This window comes from Caulobacter sp. DWR1-3-2b1 (assembly GCF_049895765.1).
Taxonomy (GTDB): domain Bacteria; phylum Pseudomonadota; class Alphaproteobacteria; order Caulobacterales; family Caulobacteraceae; genus Caulobacter.
This window is the reverse complement of record NZ_JAFCSZ010000005.1, coordinates 230,913-246,518: the sequence shown is the minus strand read 5'-3', so window position 1 is coordinate 246,518 and position 15,606 is coordinate 230,913. Positions and strand designations below refer to the sequence as shown.

The window sequence follows — 15,606 nt, the reverse complement described above, 5'->3', positions numbered from 1 at the left end:
CTTCCACTTGGCGACGGTCTTGGGGTTGATCCCATGACGCTTCGCCAGGCCCCTCAGGCTCTCTTGACTATGCTGTATCGCTCGACGGACCGCCGCTGTCGTTGTGGCGCTCCCGTGGTCTACCTGCCCCATAGCGCATCCTTCCAACCATCGGAAAATAGTGCACCATCAAAGTCCGGGACCAAACAGGTAACGACCATTTCGAACTTCGCGGCGGAGCGGATACGCTAAAAGGCGGCGCGGGGGACGACGTCTTCCTCGGCAGCGCGGACGGCGAGCTGTTCTTCGGCGAGGACGGCGCTGATATCGTCAGGGGCTATGGCGGCGATGATCAGGCGTCGGGCGGAAACGGCGCCGACGACTTGGAGGGCGGCAAAGGCTCGGATACGCTGGACGGCGGCGCCGGCGACGACACACTGGTTCTGCAGTGCTACGGGTCGGACCCATCGGACATCGATGTTCTGCGCGGCGGAAGTGGCGCCGACCTGTTCGTCTTCAACACTTACGTGAAGGCGCCGGGCACCACGAACAACCTGCTTAGCATTGACCGGATCGCTGACTTCTCCCGGGCTGAAGGCGACAAGATCGCTCTCAGCGGCGGAGGGGGAGATGGGGACAACATACCGGGCAAGGCAGTTTGGGGCGGTGAAGTTCGGAACGGCTTCAGCCTGACCTTGGGGCAATCGCTCGGCGATGGCCATCGCGCAGGCTTCGCTGGGATTTTCACCTGGACGACAGCGCCGGTCACCTATCTCATCATCGACACTGATGGCGACGGCCTGCTGGGTGGCGCCGACGAAATTCTTGCGTTTGACGGGGCTCCGTCAATCGGTCGTGACGATCTGGTCGCGTCCCCCGGGCTGTATGATCCCTACGTCGTGAACACGTCTTTGGCCGATGGGACCTGGACCGGCACTGCCGCGGGCGATCATTTCGTTGGGGGAAGCGGCCCGGAGTCGGCGTCGGGCCTTGACGGCGACGATACACTGAACGGCGGGGGCGGCGCCGACTCTCTTATGGGCGGATCTGGAAACGACCGACTTTACGGCGAGGCCGGCGCCGACCGTCTTGAAGGCGGGGCGGGCGACGACCTGCTCTGGGACAACATGTATTCGGCGGACGGCGGCGGCAATCTGCTGCTGGGCGGGGCCGGAAACGATCAACTGCTCGGAGGCTCGCACGATACGCTCGAGGGCGGCGACGGCAACGACATTCTCGACACGGACGTCCATTTCGGATCGGGGGGAAATCTCCTGCTCGGCGGAGCGGGCGACGATGACCTCACCGGGATGTCTTCGACGCTCGACGGCGGCGCTGGCAATGACGTTTTCGACGTGCGCGGCAACTCAAACGTTGTTCGAGGAGGGGCCGGGGCCGACACATTCATCCTGAACGGGTTGGAGGGATCGTATGCCCAGCAGAGTGCGTTCCAAGACTTCACTGCATCGGATGGAGACAAAATCTCCCTTCCGTTCACCATTCTATACCCAGGATACTATATCATTGCTGGGTCCATCGATAATCCGACATTTGCGCTCGCGCTGAATAGTACAATTTCGCTTAGCGGCGGTTATGGTCCCGGATTTCAGCATATATGGTCTTGGAGCAATGTTGGAAATTCGTATCTCATAATTGACCGTGATAATAACAATAAGCTGGATGCGGCAGACTTTGTAGCCAAGTTCACTGGATCGGTTATTTTCACAAGCGACATGTTCGTTGCGAACACGATGGCGAAGGTCGGAACTGCGACCAACGCTTCCGAGGTCATAAACGGTGGGGCGGCGAACGAAGAACTCTTCGGGCTCGGCGGGAACGACACCATCAATGGCGGCGCTGGCGCGGACATCCTGCACGGCAATCAAGGCGCCGACCTGATCGCCGGTGACTTGGGCGCAGATCTCATTCGCGGTGGGCCGGGCGCCGATACGATCCAGGGCGGGGACGGCGATGACTTCCTTCATGGCGGTCAGGGCGACGATCTGCTCGAAGGTGGGGAGGGGAACGACCTCATCTGGTCGGACACCGTTACCTACTATGGCTCTGATCCCGATTTGCCGGGGGCGGCCAACATTCTTCGCGGCGGCGCCGGCAATGACGGCCTCATGACCGTTAGCGCCGGCGACAGCGCCTACGGTGGAACGGGTGACGACCAGCTGTTCGGGCCGGGAAAGCTGTATGGCGAAACCGGCGCGGACTATCTCTCCGGCGGCAACCTTGGCTCCACATTGGATGGAGGCGATGGAAACGACCGCATCTTCGTCAGCGGGGGTTCCAACCTCTTGGTCGGCGGTGAAGGCGCGGACGAAATCGTCGGGGCTTCAGGCTCGGACACGGTGGACGCCGGTGCTGGGAACGACAGCGCCGACGGCGGTGGTGGCGGCGACTTCATTCAGGGTTTGGCGGGCAACGACACGCTGACCGGCGGTTCCGGCCTGGACACTCTCTGGGGCGGCGATGGCAATGACACCATCCTCGGAGGCGACGACTTCGACCAGATCAACGGCAATGTCGGCGACGACACAGCCCGTGGCGGCGAGGGCGGCGACTGGGTCGTGGGCGGAAAGGACAACGACCTGCTCTACGGCGAAAACGGCGCCGACGTTGTCTATGGTAACCTCGGCAACGACACCTGCTACGGAGGCGAGGGCGCTGACTGGGTGCGGGGCGGGCAGGCTGATGACGTCATCGACGGCGGGGCCGGCAATGACTGGATGGCCGGTGACCGGGGCAATGACACGGTAACGGGCGGCGCCGGCGCCGATACCTTCTACTTCTTCGCCGGGGCGGCCTTTGATCGGGTGACCGACCCCTCGGCGGCGGCGGGGGATCGGGTGCTGCTCGATGCGGGACAGGCCTACACCCTCAGCTACACCGGTGAGGGCGTGGTCATCAGTCTCGGCGTCGGGGATCAAATGATCCTTGTCGGTATCACCGAGGCGACCTTGGGCGCCTGGCTATTCGTCTAGGCGCGAGGCGGCGTCAGCCGCCTCGCTTCGGCTTCGAGCCTATTTCGGCGTCGGCGGCGGCATGTCGGGCGTGGAGCCCGGCAGGTTCGAGCCGGGTTCCGGCGACACGCTCGAGCCGGGCTGGATCGGTGGCGTGGCCGGCATTGACGAAGATGGGTTGACCATCATGTCCGTCGAGGTGCTGGCCTTGGCGTCGCCTGATAGCGTACCGGTCGGCATCGGCGCAGTGGCTGAAGTATCTACGGCGGCGCCGGTCGAGGCGGCGGCGGAGTCTTGCCACCAGTCCTTGCTGGCCCGGGTCTTGGCCGAGGCGTTGGAATAGGCCTTGAGCTGGCCGTACGGGATCGGCGCCTTGGGGCCGATCATCGTGTTGCGCTTGGCGGTGGTCTGGGCCGAAGCCGAGGCGGCGATGGCCAAGGTCAAGGCGGCCCCGGTTGCGATGGTCTTGATGAACATGGCGCGGTTCCTGTGCTGAACCCCGACCCCGGCAGGACAACTCCCCCGCTGCGGATCGGTTCACAGGTCGGCGGCTTGAGCCTCGTTGAGTTTCGCCAGCGCTTCCAGCATCCGGGCGCGTCCGGCTTCATAGACCGCGTACTCGATAGCGAAGGCCTCGCGGTGGTGCTCGCGCCATTCGGGAAAGTCAGCCGTGGGGTCGCCGCCGCGGTGCGGGTCGTCGGCGCGGTTGATGTGCAGCGTGGCGATCGGCGGGGTGAAGCCCAGGGCGGCGGTCAGGACCCGGACCGAGTTCTGGTAGTCCTCCATGATCCCCACGGCGACATAGTCGCGATCAAAGGCGATGGAGGGATCTTCAGCCGAGACCGGCCATGCCAGCTGGCCCAGGAACGAGAACGCATCCTCGCCTTGAGCCATCCCGTCGGCGCGGCGCGCGAACCAGTCGGCGAAGGTGGGATTGTCGTCGAGCGCCGGCACGGCCACGCCCATACGCTGCTGGAAGTGCAGGTAGCGCCATTGCGAGATGAACCGCGCAAACGGCTCGCGCAAGAAGGTCGTGAACTGGCGGGCGTCCGGATAATAGTCGAGGGCTCCTACGCCGCGCAGACGGTTGAAGTGGCCTTGGACGCACTGGCCCGCGCCAAGCTCGAACCGCTCGGGCGGCCTCGCCTTGGTGACCGCGATAATGCAGGAACAGGCGGTGGCTTCCGAACCAGTCAGTCAGGGTGGATCTGAGGCTGGTGCCCGCCGTCTTGGGGATGTGCAGGGACACGATCGGCAGGTTCGGATCGTATGAGCGCATGGTTCCCTATGGACCAGTCGCAAGGTTTACGGTCAAGATCGCAAGGCCATGGCCGTATCGGGGAACTGAGCCTAATTTGATCCGCTTGAAGGCTGAAGCTTAAGCGCGGTCCAGCCGCTCGCATCCAAGCCCGTGTGGAGCCCTTAAATGCCCAAAGCCCTCGCCGAAAAGCCGGATGTCCTGCTGTCGCATGAGATGCTCATGCCGCTGCAACCGCTGCTGGAGAGCGCCTATACGGTGCACCGGCTGTGGGACTATCCCGATCATCTGGCCTTTCTGGACGGCCCTGGGCGCGGCGTGCGGGCCATCGTCCATGCCGGCGAGATGAGCCTGGCGCGCGACATGCTGTCGGAGATGCCAAGGCTTGGCCTGATCGCCTGTGTCAGCGTCGGCTATGACGGCGTCGACGTGCCCTGGTGCAAGGCGCACAGCATCTCGGTGACCCACTCCACGGGCCTTAACGCCGGCGATGTGGCCGACCATGCGGTGGGCCTGATGCTGGCGGCCTGGCGCGGCATCGTCGAGGGCGACCACCGCTTGCGGGCTGGTCGCTGGACTCACGCTGAGCGCATGTCGCCCCGCCACGGCCTGCGGGGTCGAAAGGTCGGCATTGTCGGCCTTGGCCATATCGGCGAGGCGGTGGCCCGGCGGGTCGAAGCCTTCGAGATGAAGGTCGCCTGGTGGGCGCCGCGCGCCAAGGAGACCGAGCGACCGCGCGCCGAAAGCCTGCTGGCTCTGGCCCGCGACAGCGACGTTCTGGTGGTCTGCGCCCGTCCCGACGCCTTCAACCGGCACATGATCTCGAAGGCCGTGATCGAGGCCCTGGGGCCGCAGGGCCTGCTGGTCAATGTGGCCCGCGGCTCGCTGGTCGATGAAGACGCCCTGATCGAGGCCCTCAAGGCCGGAACGCTTGGCATGGCCGCTCTGGACGTGTTCGAGCAGGAGCCCGCCAAGCCGGCGCGCTGGGTCGACGTGCCCCACACCGTGCTGACGCCGCACACCGCGGGGGCTACGCTCGACAGTATTCCGGCCATGGTCAATCTGACGCTCGAGAACCTGCGCTGCTATTTCAACGGCGAGCCTCTGGCCAGCCCGGTCGGGGGCTAGGTTTCGGGAAAGGGCGCGGCGAACGGCTCGGGCTCAAGGCGCAGGCCGTTCACCAGCAGGCTGACCGTGCGATAGAAGCCGGCCAGCATCATCAGCTCGATCCGCGCCTCTTCCGAGAAGGCGCCAGATAGTCGCGCCCAGAGATCGCCGTCGATGTCGGCGCGGGCGTTGACCGCATCGCAGAAGCTGATCAGCAACGCCTCATGCGGCGACCAGCAGTCGGCGATCCCCGGCGCAGCGGTGGCGGCCAGCCGTGTCGCATCCAGGCCGGCGGCCTTGGCGAAGATCGCTGCGTGCACGCCCCATTCATAGGCCGCGCCATTGAGGGCGCAGATGCGGTGGATGACGATCTCGCGGTCGGTGAGGCTCAGATGGCCGGGATCGAGCAGGCCCGCACCGGTGAAACGAGCGAACAGGCGCTCGTCCCGCGCCAGGGTGCGAAACAGCGACAACGGCTGGTCGCCGGGCGTCTTCAGGTGGTCCAGCGTTTTCTGGACCGTGGCGGGGTAGGGCGGCTGTGCGGGCGCGATGCGGGCGGACATGGCTGGCTCCTTCTGCTACAAAATCTGTATCATGCCAAAACCGCCAGTTGCTACAAGTTTTGAAGCGCCGTTGCCAGGCAAGCCTGTGCGCGGTTCGACGACGGGTCGGCCGGTCATGGCTGTGCTCGATCTGGTGGGCCGGCGCGGTGCCTTGCGGATCGTCTGGGAGCTGCGCGAGGGCGCTGTCCTGACCTTTCGCGCGCTACAAGCGGCGGCGCAGTTGCCGCCCGGCACGCTGAACGCCCGCCTGGCCGAATTGCGGGCCGCCGACGTGGTGTCGGCGGAAGCCGGCTATCGCCTGACGCCACGGGGGGGCGCCTTGATCGAGGCGCTTGCGCCTCTCATGACTTGGTCGCAGGCTTGGGCGGATGATCTGGCGCTAGAGCATTTCCCGATAAGTGTGAAACGGTTATCGGATCGAGAAATGCTCTAAACTTTTGATTTAAAGCTCTTTTCGCCCGACCCTGATGAAGCCATCAGGTCGGAAAGGGCTTTAGGAGATTGATGATGGCCAAGGTGCTGGGTCTGGGCGGGATATTCTTCAAGGCGGCCGATCCCGTCGCCGTGCGCGAGTGGTATGCTAGAGTGCTGGGCTTCGAGGTCCACGACTGGGGCGGGGCGATGTTCGATCATCCGAAGATCGGTGGGACGAACTGGTCGCCATTCAAGGCCGACACGACCTATTTCGAGCCCTCGACCGCAGCGTTCATGATCAATTTCATCGTCGAGGATATCGACGGGGTGCTGACCAAGGCCTCGGCGGAAGGTGTCGAACCCACCGGCCGGCAGGACGACGAGATGGGGCGATTTGCCTGGCTTATCGATCCGGACGGGGTCAAGATCGAGCTCTGGGAGCCGCCAGAAGCCGCCGCCGAGGCATAGTTTGCCGCATGGCACCGTGGCGTTAGCGCTCAAATTCAGCTTGCCAAATCGGACATAAAGATATCTTTATGTCCTTATGAAACTATCGGCCGAACAGGTTGTCGAGGTGCTGCGCGCGGCGGGGGAGTCGACGCGTCTGCGCCTGCTCGCCTTGCTGGCCAGCGAGGAGCTTTCGGTCCTCGAGCTGTGCCAGATCCTGGATCAGAGCCAGCCCCGCGTGTCGCGCCATCTGAAGCTGCTGGCCGAGGCCGGGCTTGTGGAGCGTTTCCCTGATGGGGCGTGGGTCTTCTACCGCCTGGCCAGCAAGTCGCCCGGCCGCCATCTGGTCGGCCAGGCCCTGGACCTGATCGACGACGCTGACCCGGCGGTTCATGCCGACGCCGAAAAGCTGGCCACGGTGCGGGCCGAGCGCTCGACCGGCGCCCAGGCCTATTTCGCCCGCAACGCCGCCCGCTGGAACGAGATCCGCTCGCTCTATGTCGACGAGGCCGAGGTCGAGGCGGCGATCCTGCGCGCGGCGGGCGAGGGGCCTTTCGACGAGATGGTCGATCTGGGCGCTGGCGCGGGGCGTATGCTGACCCTGCTGGGCCAGCGGGCCAGCGCCGCCCTGGGTCTGGATCTGTCGCAGCAGATGCTCAACATCGCCCGCGACGAGGTGTCCAAAGCGGGTCTGGCGCAGTGCGAGCTTCGTCACGGCGACATCTTCGCCACCGGCCTGCCGGGCGGCTGCGCCGATCTGGTCACCGTCCACCAGGTCTTGCACTATCTTGGCGACCCGGCCGCCGCTGTGGCCGAGGCCGCGCGGCTGGTGGCCCAGGGCGGCCTGCTGCTGATCGCCGACTTCGCCCCGCACGACCACGAGTTCCTGCGCGAAGCCCACCAGCATCGCCGCCTGGGTTTCGAAGACGCCGAAATCATTCCCTGGCTCGAGGCCGCTGGCCTGAGCCTGGAAAACAACATAGCCCTGCCGCCGTCTTCGGCTGAGGGGCTGACCGTCAAGATCTGGACAGCCCGCCGTCCAGCCGCTGCTTCCGCGCAAAGGAGCGCCGCATGACCCTTCCTCCAACGCGTCTTGGCCCGCGCCGCGTGATCGGCCCCGTGGCCCGCGCCGGCGAGCGCGGCCAGAGCCAGGCTGGCGGCCGTCCGCGCGTTTCGTTCGAGTTCTTCCCGCCCAAGACCCCGGCCATGGAAGAGAGCCTGTGGCAGGCCATCACCCGGCTCGCCCCGCTGGATCCGGCCTTCGTCTCGGTGACCTATGGCGCCGGTGGCACAACGCGCGAGCGCACGCACCGCACGGTCAAGCGCATTCTGGACGAGACCAGCCTGAAGCCGGCCGCCCACCTGACCTGCGTCGGCGCCAGCCGCGAGGAAGTGGACGAGGTCATCCGCGAATACTGGGAGACGGGCGTTCGCCACATCGTTTCCTTGCGCGGCGATCCTCCGCCCACAGAAGGCGGCATCGGCGGCGTCTATGTGCCCCGCGAGGATGGTTACGCCAACGCCACGGAACTGACCCATGCCGTGCGCGGTGTCGCGCCGTTCGAGGTGCTGGTCGGCGTCTATCCCGAGAAGCATCCCGAGAGCCCGTCGCTAGAGCATGACATCGACGTGTTGAAGGCCAAGGTCGACGCCGGGGCGACGCTGGCGATCAGCCAGTTCTTCTTTGATATCGACGCCTTCCTGCGGTTTAACGACAAGGTTCGCGCCGCCGGGATCACCATCCCTATCGTGCCGGGCGTGATGCCGGTGACCAATTTCAACGGTCTGAAAAAGATGTCCCAGGCCTGCCAGACGGCGGTGCCGACCTGGCTGGCGAACCTGTTCGAGGGTCTGGACAACGACGCCGAGACCCGCCGCCTGATCGCCTGCTCGGTCGCGTCCGAGATGTGCGCCAAGCTTCAGGAGCAGGGGTTCGAGGACTTCCACTTCTACACCCTGAACCGGGCCGATCTGGTCTATGCGATCTGCCGCGTGCTGGGCGTGCGCGAGCGGGAAACGGCGTCTGCGGAGGTTGCGGCATGAAGATCCTGGCCCTGATCCTTTGCGGCGTGCTTTCGCTGGCAAGCGTCAATGTCGCGCGCGCCGATGACGGGCCGCCTGCTGCTTGGACCAAACCGAGCAAACCCTATCGGGTGGTCGGCAACGTCTATTATGTCGGCTCCGAGGGGCTTTCGTCCTACCTGATCACCTCGTCGGCCGGACACGTGCTGCTCGACGCCGGCATGTCGGCAGAGGGCGCCAAACTGGTCGAGAGCAACATCGTCGGGCTGGGCTTCAAGCTGGCGGACGTGAAGATCCTGATCAACAGCCACGCGCACTTCGATCACGCCGGCGGTCTGGCCCAGATGAAGGCCGGCACCGGCGCCAGGCTCTACGCCTCGTCACAGGACAAGCCAGCCCTGGAGAAGGGGCGTCACTTCGGCGACAATGAGAACGGCCTGACGCCTTTCCCGGCCGTGAAGGTGGATCGCACCATCCGCGACGGCCAGAAGATCAAGCTGGGCGAGGCCACCCTGACGGCCCATCTAACTCCTGGCCACACCATCGGCGGGACCACTTGGACCCTGTCGACGACCGAGCGCGGGCGCCCGCTGAACGTGGTGTTCTTCAACTCGGTCTCGGTGGCCGGTAACGCTCTGATCGGCAACAAGACCTATCCCAGGAACGTGTCGGACTACCGCGCCACCTTCGCCAAGCTGAAGGCGATGCCGGCTGATGTCTTCCTGCCGGTGCATCCGGAGCAGGGGGATCTGCTGGCCAAGCGCCAGCGGGTGCTGCGCGGCGACAACGGCGCTTTCATCGATCCGACCGAGCTGGGCCGTTTCGTCGCCAAGTCCGAGGCGGCGTTCGACAAGGAGTTGGCGCGCCAGCAGGAAGCAGCCAAATGACCGATCTTTCCACTCGTGCTGGCCGCATCGTGGCCCTGAAGGTCGCCGCCAAAGAGCGCGTACTGATCCTCGACGGCTCCTGGGGCGTGATGTTCCAGAAGAAGAAGCTGGCCGAAGCCGACTACCGCGCCGAGCGCTTCGCCGACTATGACGGCCAGATGAAGGGCAATAACGACGTCCTGTGCCTGACGCGGCCCGACTTGGTGGCGGAACTGCACGACGCCTATTTCGCCGCCGGCGCGGACATTTCCGAGACCAACACCTTTTCCGGCACCACCATCGCCCAGGCCGACTATCGCCTCGGCGAGCAGGACGTCTGGGACATCAATTACGAAGGCGCCCGCATTGGCCGCGAGGTCGCCGACCGCTGGCTGGCCGAACACCCGGAAAAGCCACGCTTCATCGCTGGCTCGATCGGGCCGCTGAACGTGATGCTGTCGATGTCGTCGGACGTCAACGATCCCGGCGCGCGCAAGGTGACCTTCGACCAGGTCTATGAGGCCTATCGCCAGCAGGTCTCGGCCCTGTACGAGGGCGGGGTCGATCTGTTCCTGATCGAGACCATTACCGACACGCTGAACTGCAAGGCCGCGATCAAGGCCATCCTCGACCTGCGCGACGAGGGCCATGAGGAGCTGCCGATCTGGATCAGCGGCACCATCACCGACCGCTCGGGCCGCACCCTGTCTGGCCAGACGGCAGAAGCCTTCTGGAACTCGGTCAAGCACTGCAAGCCGTTCGCCGTGGGCTTCAACTGCGCCTTGGGCGCCGACCTGATGCGCCCGCACATCGCCGAGATGGCCCGCATCGCCGACACCCTGGTGGCGGCCTATCCCAATGCCGGCCTGCCCAACGCCATGGGTGAATATGACGAGGAGCCGCACCAGACCGGCCACGCCCTGCACGAATGGGCGTCCGATGGCCTGGTCAACATTCTCGGCGGCTGCTGCGGCACGACGCCCGACCACATCCGCCACGTCGCCGAAGCTGTTGCGGGCGTCACCCCGCGCGCCATCCCCGAGCGTCCCAAGGCCATGCGCCTGGCGGGCCTCGAGCCGTTCGAACTGGTGGGTTGAGATGACTGCCTGGGCTCCCGGACCTTTCGACAACGAAGAAGCCGCCGACTTCATCGAGGACCTGACCGAGGCGCCGGACTGGCGCACGGTGATCGCGCTGCTGGAGCATGTCTCAAGCGTCACGGGGTACCTTGAGGAACCCGAGGGCGAGATGGCCGTGGCCGCCGCCGGGATCGTCGCCTCGTGCGTGGGGGCGGGCTCAGTGCTGCCCGACACCCACGCCGACCTGAAGGCAGCGCTCGGCGCGCCGCCGGAAGGCTCCGCCAACCTGGCCCGCAAGGCCTTGGCCCGCATTGTTGGCCCGGCCTCCGAACTCGACGAAACCTGGCAGGAGGGCGAGGACCACGATGCATGGCTGACCCAGATCGCGGGGCTGCAATCCCTGTTGAACGGCCAATCATGAGACCAGTCTTCGTCAATATCGGTGAGCGCACCAACGTCACTGGCTCTGCCAAGTTCAAGAAGCTGGTCATCGAGGGCGACTATCCGGCCGCTCTGTCCGTCGCGCGCCAGCAGGTCGAGGCCGGCGCCCAGGTCATCGACGTCAACATGGACGAGGGCCTGCTCGACTCCAAGCTGGCCATGGTCACCTACCTGAACCTGATGGCCGCCGAGCCCGACATCGCCCGGGTGCCGGTGATGATCGACAGCTCCAAGTGGGAGGTGATCGAGGCTGGCCTGAAGTGCGTGCAGGGCAAGGCCATCGTCAACTCGATCTCCATGAAGGAGGGCGAGGAGAAGTTCATCGAACAGGCCAAGCTGTGCCTGCGCTACGGCGCGGCCGTGGTGGTGATGGCCTTCGACGAGCAGGGTCAGGCCGATACCGCCGCCCGCAAGATCGAGATTTGTGAGAAGGCCTATCGCATCCTGGTCGACAAGGTGGGCTTCCCGGCCGAAGACATCATCTTCGACCCCAACATCTTCGCCGTGGCGACCGGGATCGAGGAGCACGACAACTACGCCGTCGACTTCATCGAGGGCGCCCGCGAGATCAAGAAGCGCTGCCCCTACGCCCGGATCAGCGGCGGGGTGTCGAACGTCTCGTTCAGCTTCCGCGGCAACGAGCCGGTGCGCCGGGCCATCCACTCGGTGTTCCTGTACCACGCCATCGCGGCGGGTATGGACATGGGCATCGTCAACGCCGGCGATCTGCCGGTCTACGACACGCTGGACGCCGAACTGCGCGAGGCCGTCGAGGACGTGATCCTCAACCGTCCGCAGCGGACCAATGTCTCCAACACCGAGCGGCTGGTCGATCTGGCCCCGCGCTACAAGGGCGACAAGAGCCAGGTCCAGACCGCCAATCTGGAATGGCGCAAGGGGACTGTGGGCGAACGCATCACCCACGCCCTGGTCAACGGCATCACTGAATTTATCGACGTCGATACCGAAGAGGCCCGCCTGTCGGTCGAGCGGCCGCTGCACGTTATCGAGGGCCATCTGATGGATGGCATGAACGTGGTCGGCGACCTGTTCGGCTCGGGCAAGATGTTCCTGCCGCAGGTGGTGAAATCGGCCCGCGTGATGAAGCAGGCCGTGGCCTGGCTGGAGCCGTTCATGGAGGCCGAGAAGGCCGGCAAGCCTCGGGAGCAGGCCGGCCGCATCCTGATGGCGACGGTCAAGGGCGACGTCCACGACATCGGCAAGAACATCGTCGGCGTCGTGCTGCAGTGTAACAATTACGAGGTCATCGACCTGGGTGTGATGGTCCCGGCCGACCGCATCCTCGAAGAAGCCAAGAAGCACAAGGTCGACATGATCGGCTTGTCAGGCCTGATCACCCCGTCGCTGGACGAGATGGTGTTCGTGGCCGCCGAGATGGAGCGCCAGGGTTTCACCATTCCGCTGCTGATCGGCGGCGCCACCACCAGCCGCACCCATACGGCGGTCAAGATCGAACCGGCCTATCACAAGGGCTCGACCACCTATGTGCTGGACGCCAGCCGGGCCGTGGGCGTGGTCTCGGGCCTGCTGTCTGTCTCGGAACGCGACCGGTTACAGGCCGAGACGCGCACCGAATATGTCCGTATCCGCGAGCAGTATGCCCGGGGGCTGACGGCCAAGGCTCGCACGGGCATCGCCGAGGCGCGGCAGAAGAAGTTAGCCATCGACTGGGAAGGCTACACGCCACCCAAGCCGAGCTTCATCGGCGCGCGCACCTTCGAGCCGAGCCTCGCCGAGTTGGTCCCCTTCATCGACTGGTCGCCGTTCTTCGCCAGCTGGGAGCTGATCGGCCGTTTCCCGCAGATCCTGGAAGACGACGTGGTCGGCCAGGCCGCCACCGACCTCTATCGCGAAGCCCGCGAGATGCTCGACAAGGTCGTCGCCGAAAAGTGGTTTGGCGCCAAGGGCGTGATCGGCTTCTGGCCGGCCCAGGCGCAGGGCGACGACATCATTCTTTATACGGACGACACCCGCACCGTGGAGCTGTCGCGCCTGCACACCCTGCGGCAGCAGATGGACAAGGGGGCCGGCAAGACCAACGCCGCGCTGGCGGACTTCGTCGCGCCGCTGGGGCAGGGGGCGGACTATGTCGGCGGCTTCGCCGTCACCGCCGGCCATGGCGAGGACGAGATCGTCAAGCGCTTCAAGGACGCCGGCGACGACTACAGCGCCATCATGGCCTCGGCCCTGGCCGACCGTCTGGCCGAAGCCTTCGCCGAGTGGCTGCACTACAAGGCCCGCGTCGAGCTGTGGGGCTACGCCCCTGACGAGCCGGCCGACGCCGATGTGATGATCGCCGAAAAGTACCAGGGCATCCGCCCGGCTCCCGGCTATCCGGCCCAGCCCGACCACACCGAAAAGGGCACTCTGTTCAAGCTGCTGGACGCCGAGGCGGCCACTGGCATGATCCTGACCGAGAGCTACGCCATGAGCCCCGGCGCGGCGGTTAGCGGCCTCTATTTCAGCCACCCCAAGAGCCACTATTTCGGTGTTGGCAAGGTGGATCTGGATCAGGTCGAGGACTACGCGCGCCGCAAGGGCTGGGACCTAACCAAGGCCGAGAAATGGCTGTCGCCGATCTTGAACTATGATCCAGGCGCGAGGGCTCGCGAGGCGGCGGCTTAAGGCCCGGTTATGGCGAACTAGCCGAGCTGATCGCTTTAAGATTGACAATCTCGAGCCGCGTCTACCGAATGTACATCGGTATGGACTGGCTGGGGGCGGCTATGAGCCAATCGAAGGAAAAACCTAAAGTCTGGAGGAGCTTTGGGCTCTTCCTGTTGGCTGTCGCGGCAATTGTTTATGCTTGGCTGGCCGTCTTCGTTCTCTGGCTCGGCTACGACTATGCGACGACGTCGAGCATCCTGTTCACGTTGTTCTTTGCTGTGATGATCATTTCGAACGTTTCAAGCATTGTTGAAATCTTTCAAGAGCGCAGTCTTTTTGGCGGCATAGCCTTTTTGATCGGCGTGCTGCTGGCTATGGCGGCCTTGACCGGTGGTCTCGGCATTTTCTCCGCAGTCCATCGGCCGCTGCCCTCGGATCGCTTTGACATGGTTGCCGCCTTCTGGGGCGTCCTCGGCTGGCCCTCCGTCGCGTTGGTTGGCGCCATCGCCGCTATGGTTCCCGCTGTCGGAGCTTTGGTCGAAGTTTGCGTCAGGTGGGCTGTTGCGCAGGGCGTATTCGGAAATGCGCTGGGCACTCTGCTGGCCACGGCGCTGACGACGCTCGTCTTCCGAAAGCGCATTGTCGGCAGCCTTGGCACGCCAACGGCCTAGCTACGCCATGGCAGGTTGACCTCCAAACCAAAACCCGCAAGGGTTGCTTGCTCGCGACAGTTGCGGGCGGGGGCTTAGGGGATTTTCATGGATGGCGCTCAATCGCCCGTGAAGGGCGAGACGCTGACGTTTGGCCACACGATCAAGCCGGGGGCGTTCATCGGCCTTAGCCTGAAAAACGGCTTGCTCAATATCATCACCCTGACGCTGTACCGGTTCTGGGGGAAGACCGAGGTGCGCCGCCGGGTCTGGTCGCACATCACCCTGAACAACGAGCCCTTCGAGTATACCGGCAAGGGTGGGGAGCTGTTCCGTGGCTTCCTGATCGCGCTGTTGGTGCTGGGCGTGCCCTATCTGGCGCTGATCCTGGCGATCCAGTTCGTCAGCCCGATGTTCACCCTGCTGATGCTGCCGCTCTATATCGCGATCATCGTACTGATCGGCGCGGCGATCTTCATGACCTATCGCTACATGGCCAGCCGTACGGTGTGGCGCGGTGTGCGGTTCCAATTGCAGGGTTCGGCCAGCAAGTTCGGCTGGTCCTATCTTGGCTATACGTTGCTCGTCATGATCACCCTGGGCTGGTACGCGCCGGCCATGTCGATGCGGATCGCCGAGAAGCTGTGGGGCGGGATGTCGTATGGCGATCAGAAGCTGCGCTGGGAGCGTTCGCGCAAGGAGGGCCTCTATGGGCCGTTCGCTCTTGCTTGGGTCGCTGGCATGGCCGGCTACGGGGTGCTTATCGCCGCCATTATGCCTGCTGTGATGAACTCTATGCAGAGCGGAACCGAGCCCGGTGCTACCTTGTTTGTGAAAATCTACGGCTATGCGCTGCTCTATACCCTGTTCCTTGTGGTCGCCACCGCGCCCTATCACGCGGCCGTAATGCGAACCATCGCTGGTTCGATCCGCTTGGGCGACGCCAAGTTTGGAATTGATATCAAAGCCGCCCCCCTGATTGGCCTGACCTTGACCAATGTGCTGATCATGCTCTTGACCTTAGGCTTCCTGACCCCGGTCGTAATGGCCCGCACTGCCAAGTTCATGATCTCCAGGCTGTCCAGCGCCGGCGAAGCGCCCTTGGCGGACGCGCTGCAAGCCTCGCGCGGGCCGAAGACGGGCGAAGGCCTGGCCGACGCCTTCGACGTCTCGCCGTTCTGAC

General features: G+C 64.7%; 14 protein-coding genes and 3 pseudogenes. 12 read left to right on the top strand and 5 right to left on the bottom strand.

Annotated elements, in window-relative coordinates; genetic code table 11:
* A pseudogene (locus tag ACP69S_RS07745) lies at positions 1–132 on the bottom strand (IS481 family transposase); the annotation flags it as partial.
* 35 nt (positions 133–167) lie between these two features.
* Here ACP69S_RS07745 and ACP69S_RS07740 point away from each other — a divergent pair.
* Positions 168–2,969 carry a calcium-binding protein gene (locus ACP69S_RS07740; RefSeq protein WP_425996000.1) on the top strand — a complete coding sequence of 934 codons (2,802 nt, stop codon included), beginning with the start codon at positions 168–170 and terminating at the stop codon, positions 2,967–2,969.
* 39 nt (positions 2,970–3,008) lie between these two features.
* Here the strand turns inward: ACP69S_RS07740 and ACP69S_RS07735 are convergent, their stop codons facing one another.
* Both ACP69S_RS07735 and ACP69S_RS07730 read right to left on the bottom strand, forming a co-directional pair.
* Positions 3,009–3,425 carry a hypothetical protein gene (locus ACP69S_RS07735; RefSeq protein ID WP_425995989.1) on the bottom strand — a complete coding sequence of 139 codons (417 nt, stop codon included), beginning with the start codon at positions 3,423–3,425 and terminating at the stop codon, positions 3,009–3,011.
* Positions 3,426–3,485: 60 nt separating this feature from the next.
* Complete coding sequence (locus tag ACP69S_RS07730) at positions 3,486–3,974, bottom strand: hypothetical protein (RefSeq protein WP_425995988.1); 489 nt, start codon at positions 3,972–3,974, stop codon at positions 3,486–3,488.
* Positions 3,975–4,374: 400 nt separating this feature from the next.
* Here ACP69S_RS07730 and ACP69S_RS07725 point away from each other — a divergent pair, with 400 nt between their 5' ends.
* Positions 4,375–5,334 carry a 2-hydroxyacid dehydrogenase gene (locus ACP69S_RS07725; protein ID WP_425995987.1) on the top strand — a complete coding sequence of 320 codons (960 nt, stop codon included), beginning with the start codon at positions 4,375–4,377 and terminating at the stop codon, positions 5,332–5,334.
* Here ACP69S_RS07725 and ACP69S_RS07720 read toward each other — a convergent pair.
* Together ACP69S_RS07720 and ACP69S_RS07715 are read right to left on the bottom strand one after the other, a co-directional pair.
* A pseudogene (locus tag ACP69S_RS07720) lies at positions 5,331–5,596 on the bottom strand (hypothetical protein). The gene ACP69S_RS07725 and the pseudogene ACP69S_RS07720 sit on opposite strands and share 4 nt — an antisense overlap.
* Positions 5,595–5,876: pseudogene (locus ACP69S_RS07715) on the bottom strand (carboxymuconolactone decarboxylase family protein); the annotation flags it as partial. The pseudogenes ACP69S_RS07720 and ACP69S_RS07715, both read right to left, overlap by 2 nt.
* On the opposite strand from ACP69S_RS07715, the gene ACP69S_RS07710 reads away from it, so the two are divergent.
* The 10 genes from ACP69S_RS07710 to ACP69S_RS07665 all read left to right on the top strand — a co-directional run bounded on the left by ACP69S_RS07710 (position 5,875) and on the right by ACP69S_RS07665 (position 15,605).
* Entirely contained in the window at positions 5,875–6,309 is a 435-nt protein-coding gene (locus tag ACP69S_RS07710) for a winged helix-turn-helix transcriptional regulator (RefSeq protein WP_425996001.1), read from the top strand. The pseudogene ACP69S_RS07715 and the gene ACP69S_RS07710 sit on opposite strands and share 2 nt — an antisense overlap.
* 74 nt (positions 6,310–6,383) lie before the next feature.
* Complete coding sequence (locus tag ACP69S_RS07705; protein WP_425995986.1) at positions 6,384–6,758, top strand: VOC family protein; 375 nt, start codon at positions 6,384–6,386, stop codon at positions 6,756–6,758.
* Positions 6,759–6,834: 76 nt separating this feature from the next.
* Positions 6,835–7,812: an ArsR/SmtB family transcription factor gene (locus ACP69S_RS07700; RefSeq protein ID WP_425995985.1), complete on the top strand. Its 978-nt coding sequence runs from the start codon at positions 6,835–6,837 to the stop codon at positions 7,810–7,812.
* The gene (gene metF / locus ACP69S_RS07695; protein WP_425995984.1) at positions 7,809–8,780 is read left to right on the top strand and encodes a methylenetetrahydrofolate reductase [NAD(P)H]; all 972 of its coding nucleotides are present in this window, start codon (positions 7,809–7,811) and stop codon (positions 8,778–8,780) included. Before ACP69S_RS07700 ends, metF begins: the two co-directional genes overlap by 4 nt.
* On the top strand, positions 8,777–9,646 hold the full coding sequence (gene bla, locus ACP69S_RS07690; RefSeq protein ID WP_425995983.1) for a subclass B3 metallo-beta-lactamase: 870 nt from the start codon (positions 8,777–8,779) through the stop codon (positions 9,644–9,646). The genes metF and bla overlap by 4 nt, the downstream gene beginning before the upstream one ends.
* Complete coding sequence (locus tag ACP69S_RS07685) at positions 9,643–10,722, top strand: homocysteine S-methyltransferase family protein (protein ID WP_425995982.1); 1,080 nt, start codon at positions 9,643–9,645, stop codon at positions 10,720–10,722. Before bla ends, ACP69S_RS07685 begins: the two co-directional genes overlap by 4 nt.
* Before the next feature lies 1 nt (position 10,723).
* On the top strand, positions 10,724–11,125 hold the full coding sequence (locus tag ACP69S_RS07680; RefSeq protein ID WP_425995981.1) for a DUF4259 domain-containing protein: 402 nt from the start codon (positions 10,724–10,726) through the stop codon (positions 11,123–11,125).
* A complete protein-coding gene (gene metH / locus ACP69S_RS07675; protein WP_425995980.1) occupies positions 11,074–13,791 on the top strand; it encodes a methionine synthase in 2,718 nt (905 codons plus the stop codon). The genes ACP69S_RS07680 and metH overlap by 52 nt, the downstream gene beginning before the upstream one ends.
* 68 nt (positions 13,792–13,859) lie before the next feature.
* Positions 13,860–14,444, top strand: coding sequence for a hypothetical protein (locus ACP69S_RS07670; RefSeq protein WP_425995979.1), 585 nt, complete (start codon positions 13,860–13,862; stop codon positions 14,442–14,444).
* A gap of 87 nt (positions 14,445–14,531) precedes the next feature.
* Positions 14,532–15,605 (top strand): YjgN family protein, encoded by a 1,074-nt coding sequence (locus tag ACP69S_RS07665; RefSeq protein WP_425995978.1) that lies wholly within the window; start codon positions 14,532–14,534, stop codon positions 15,603–15,605.
* Position 15,606: the final 1 nt, after the last annotated feature.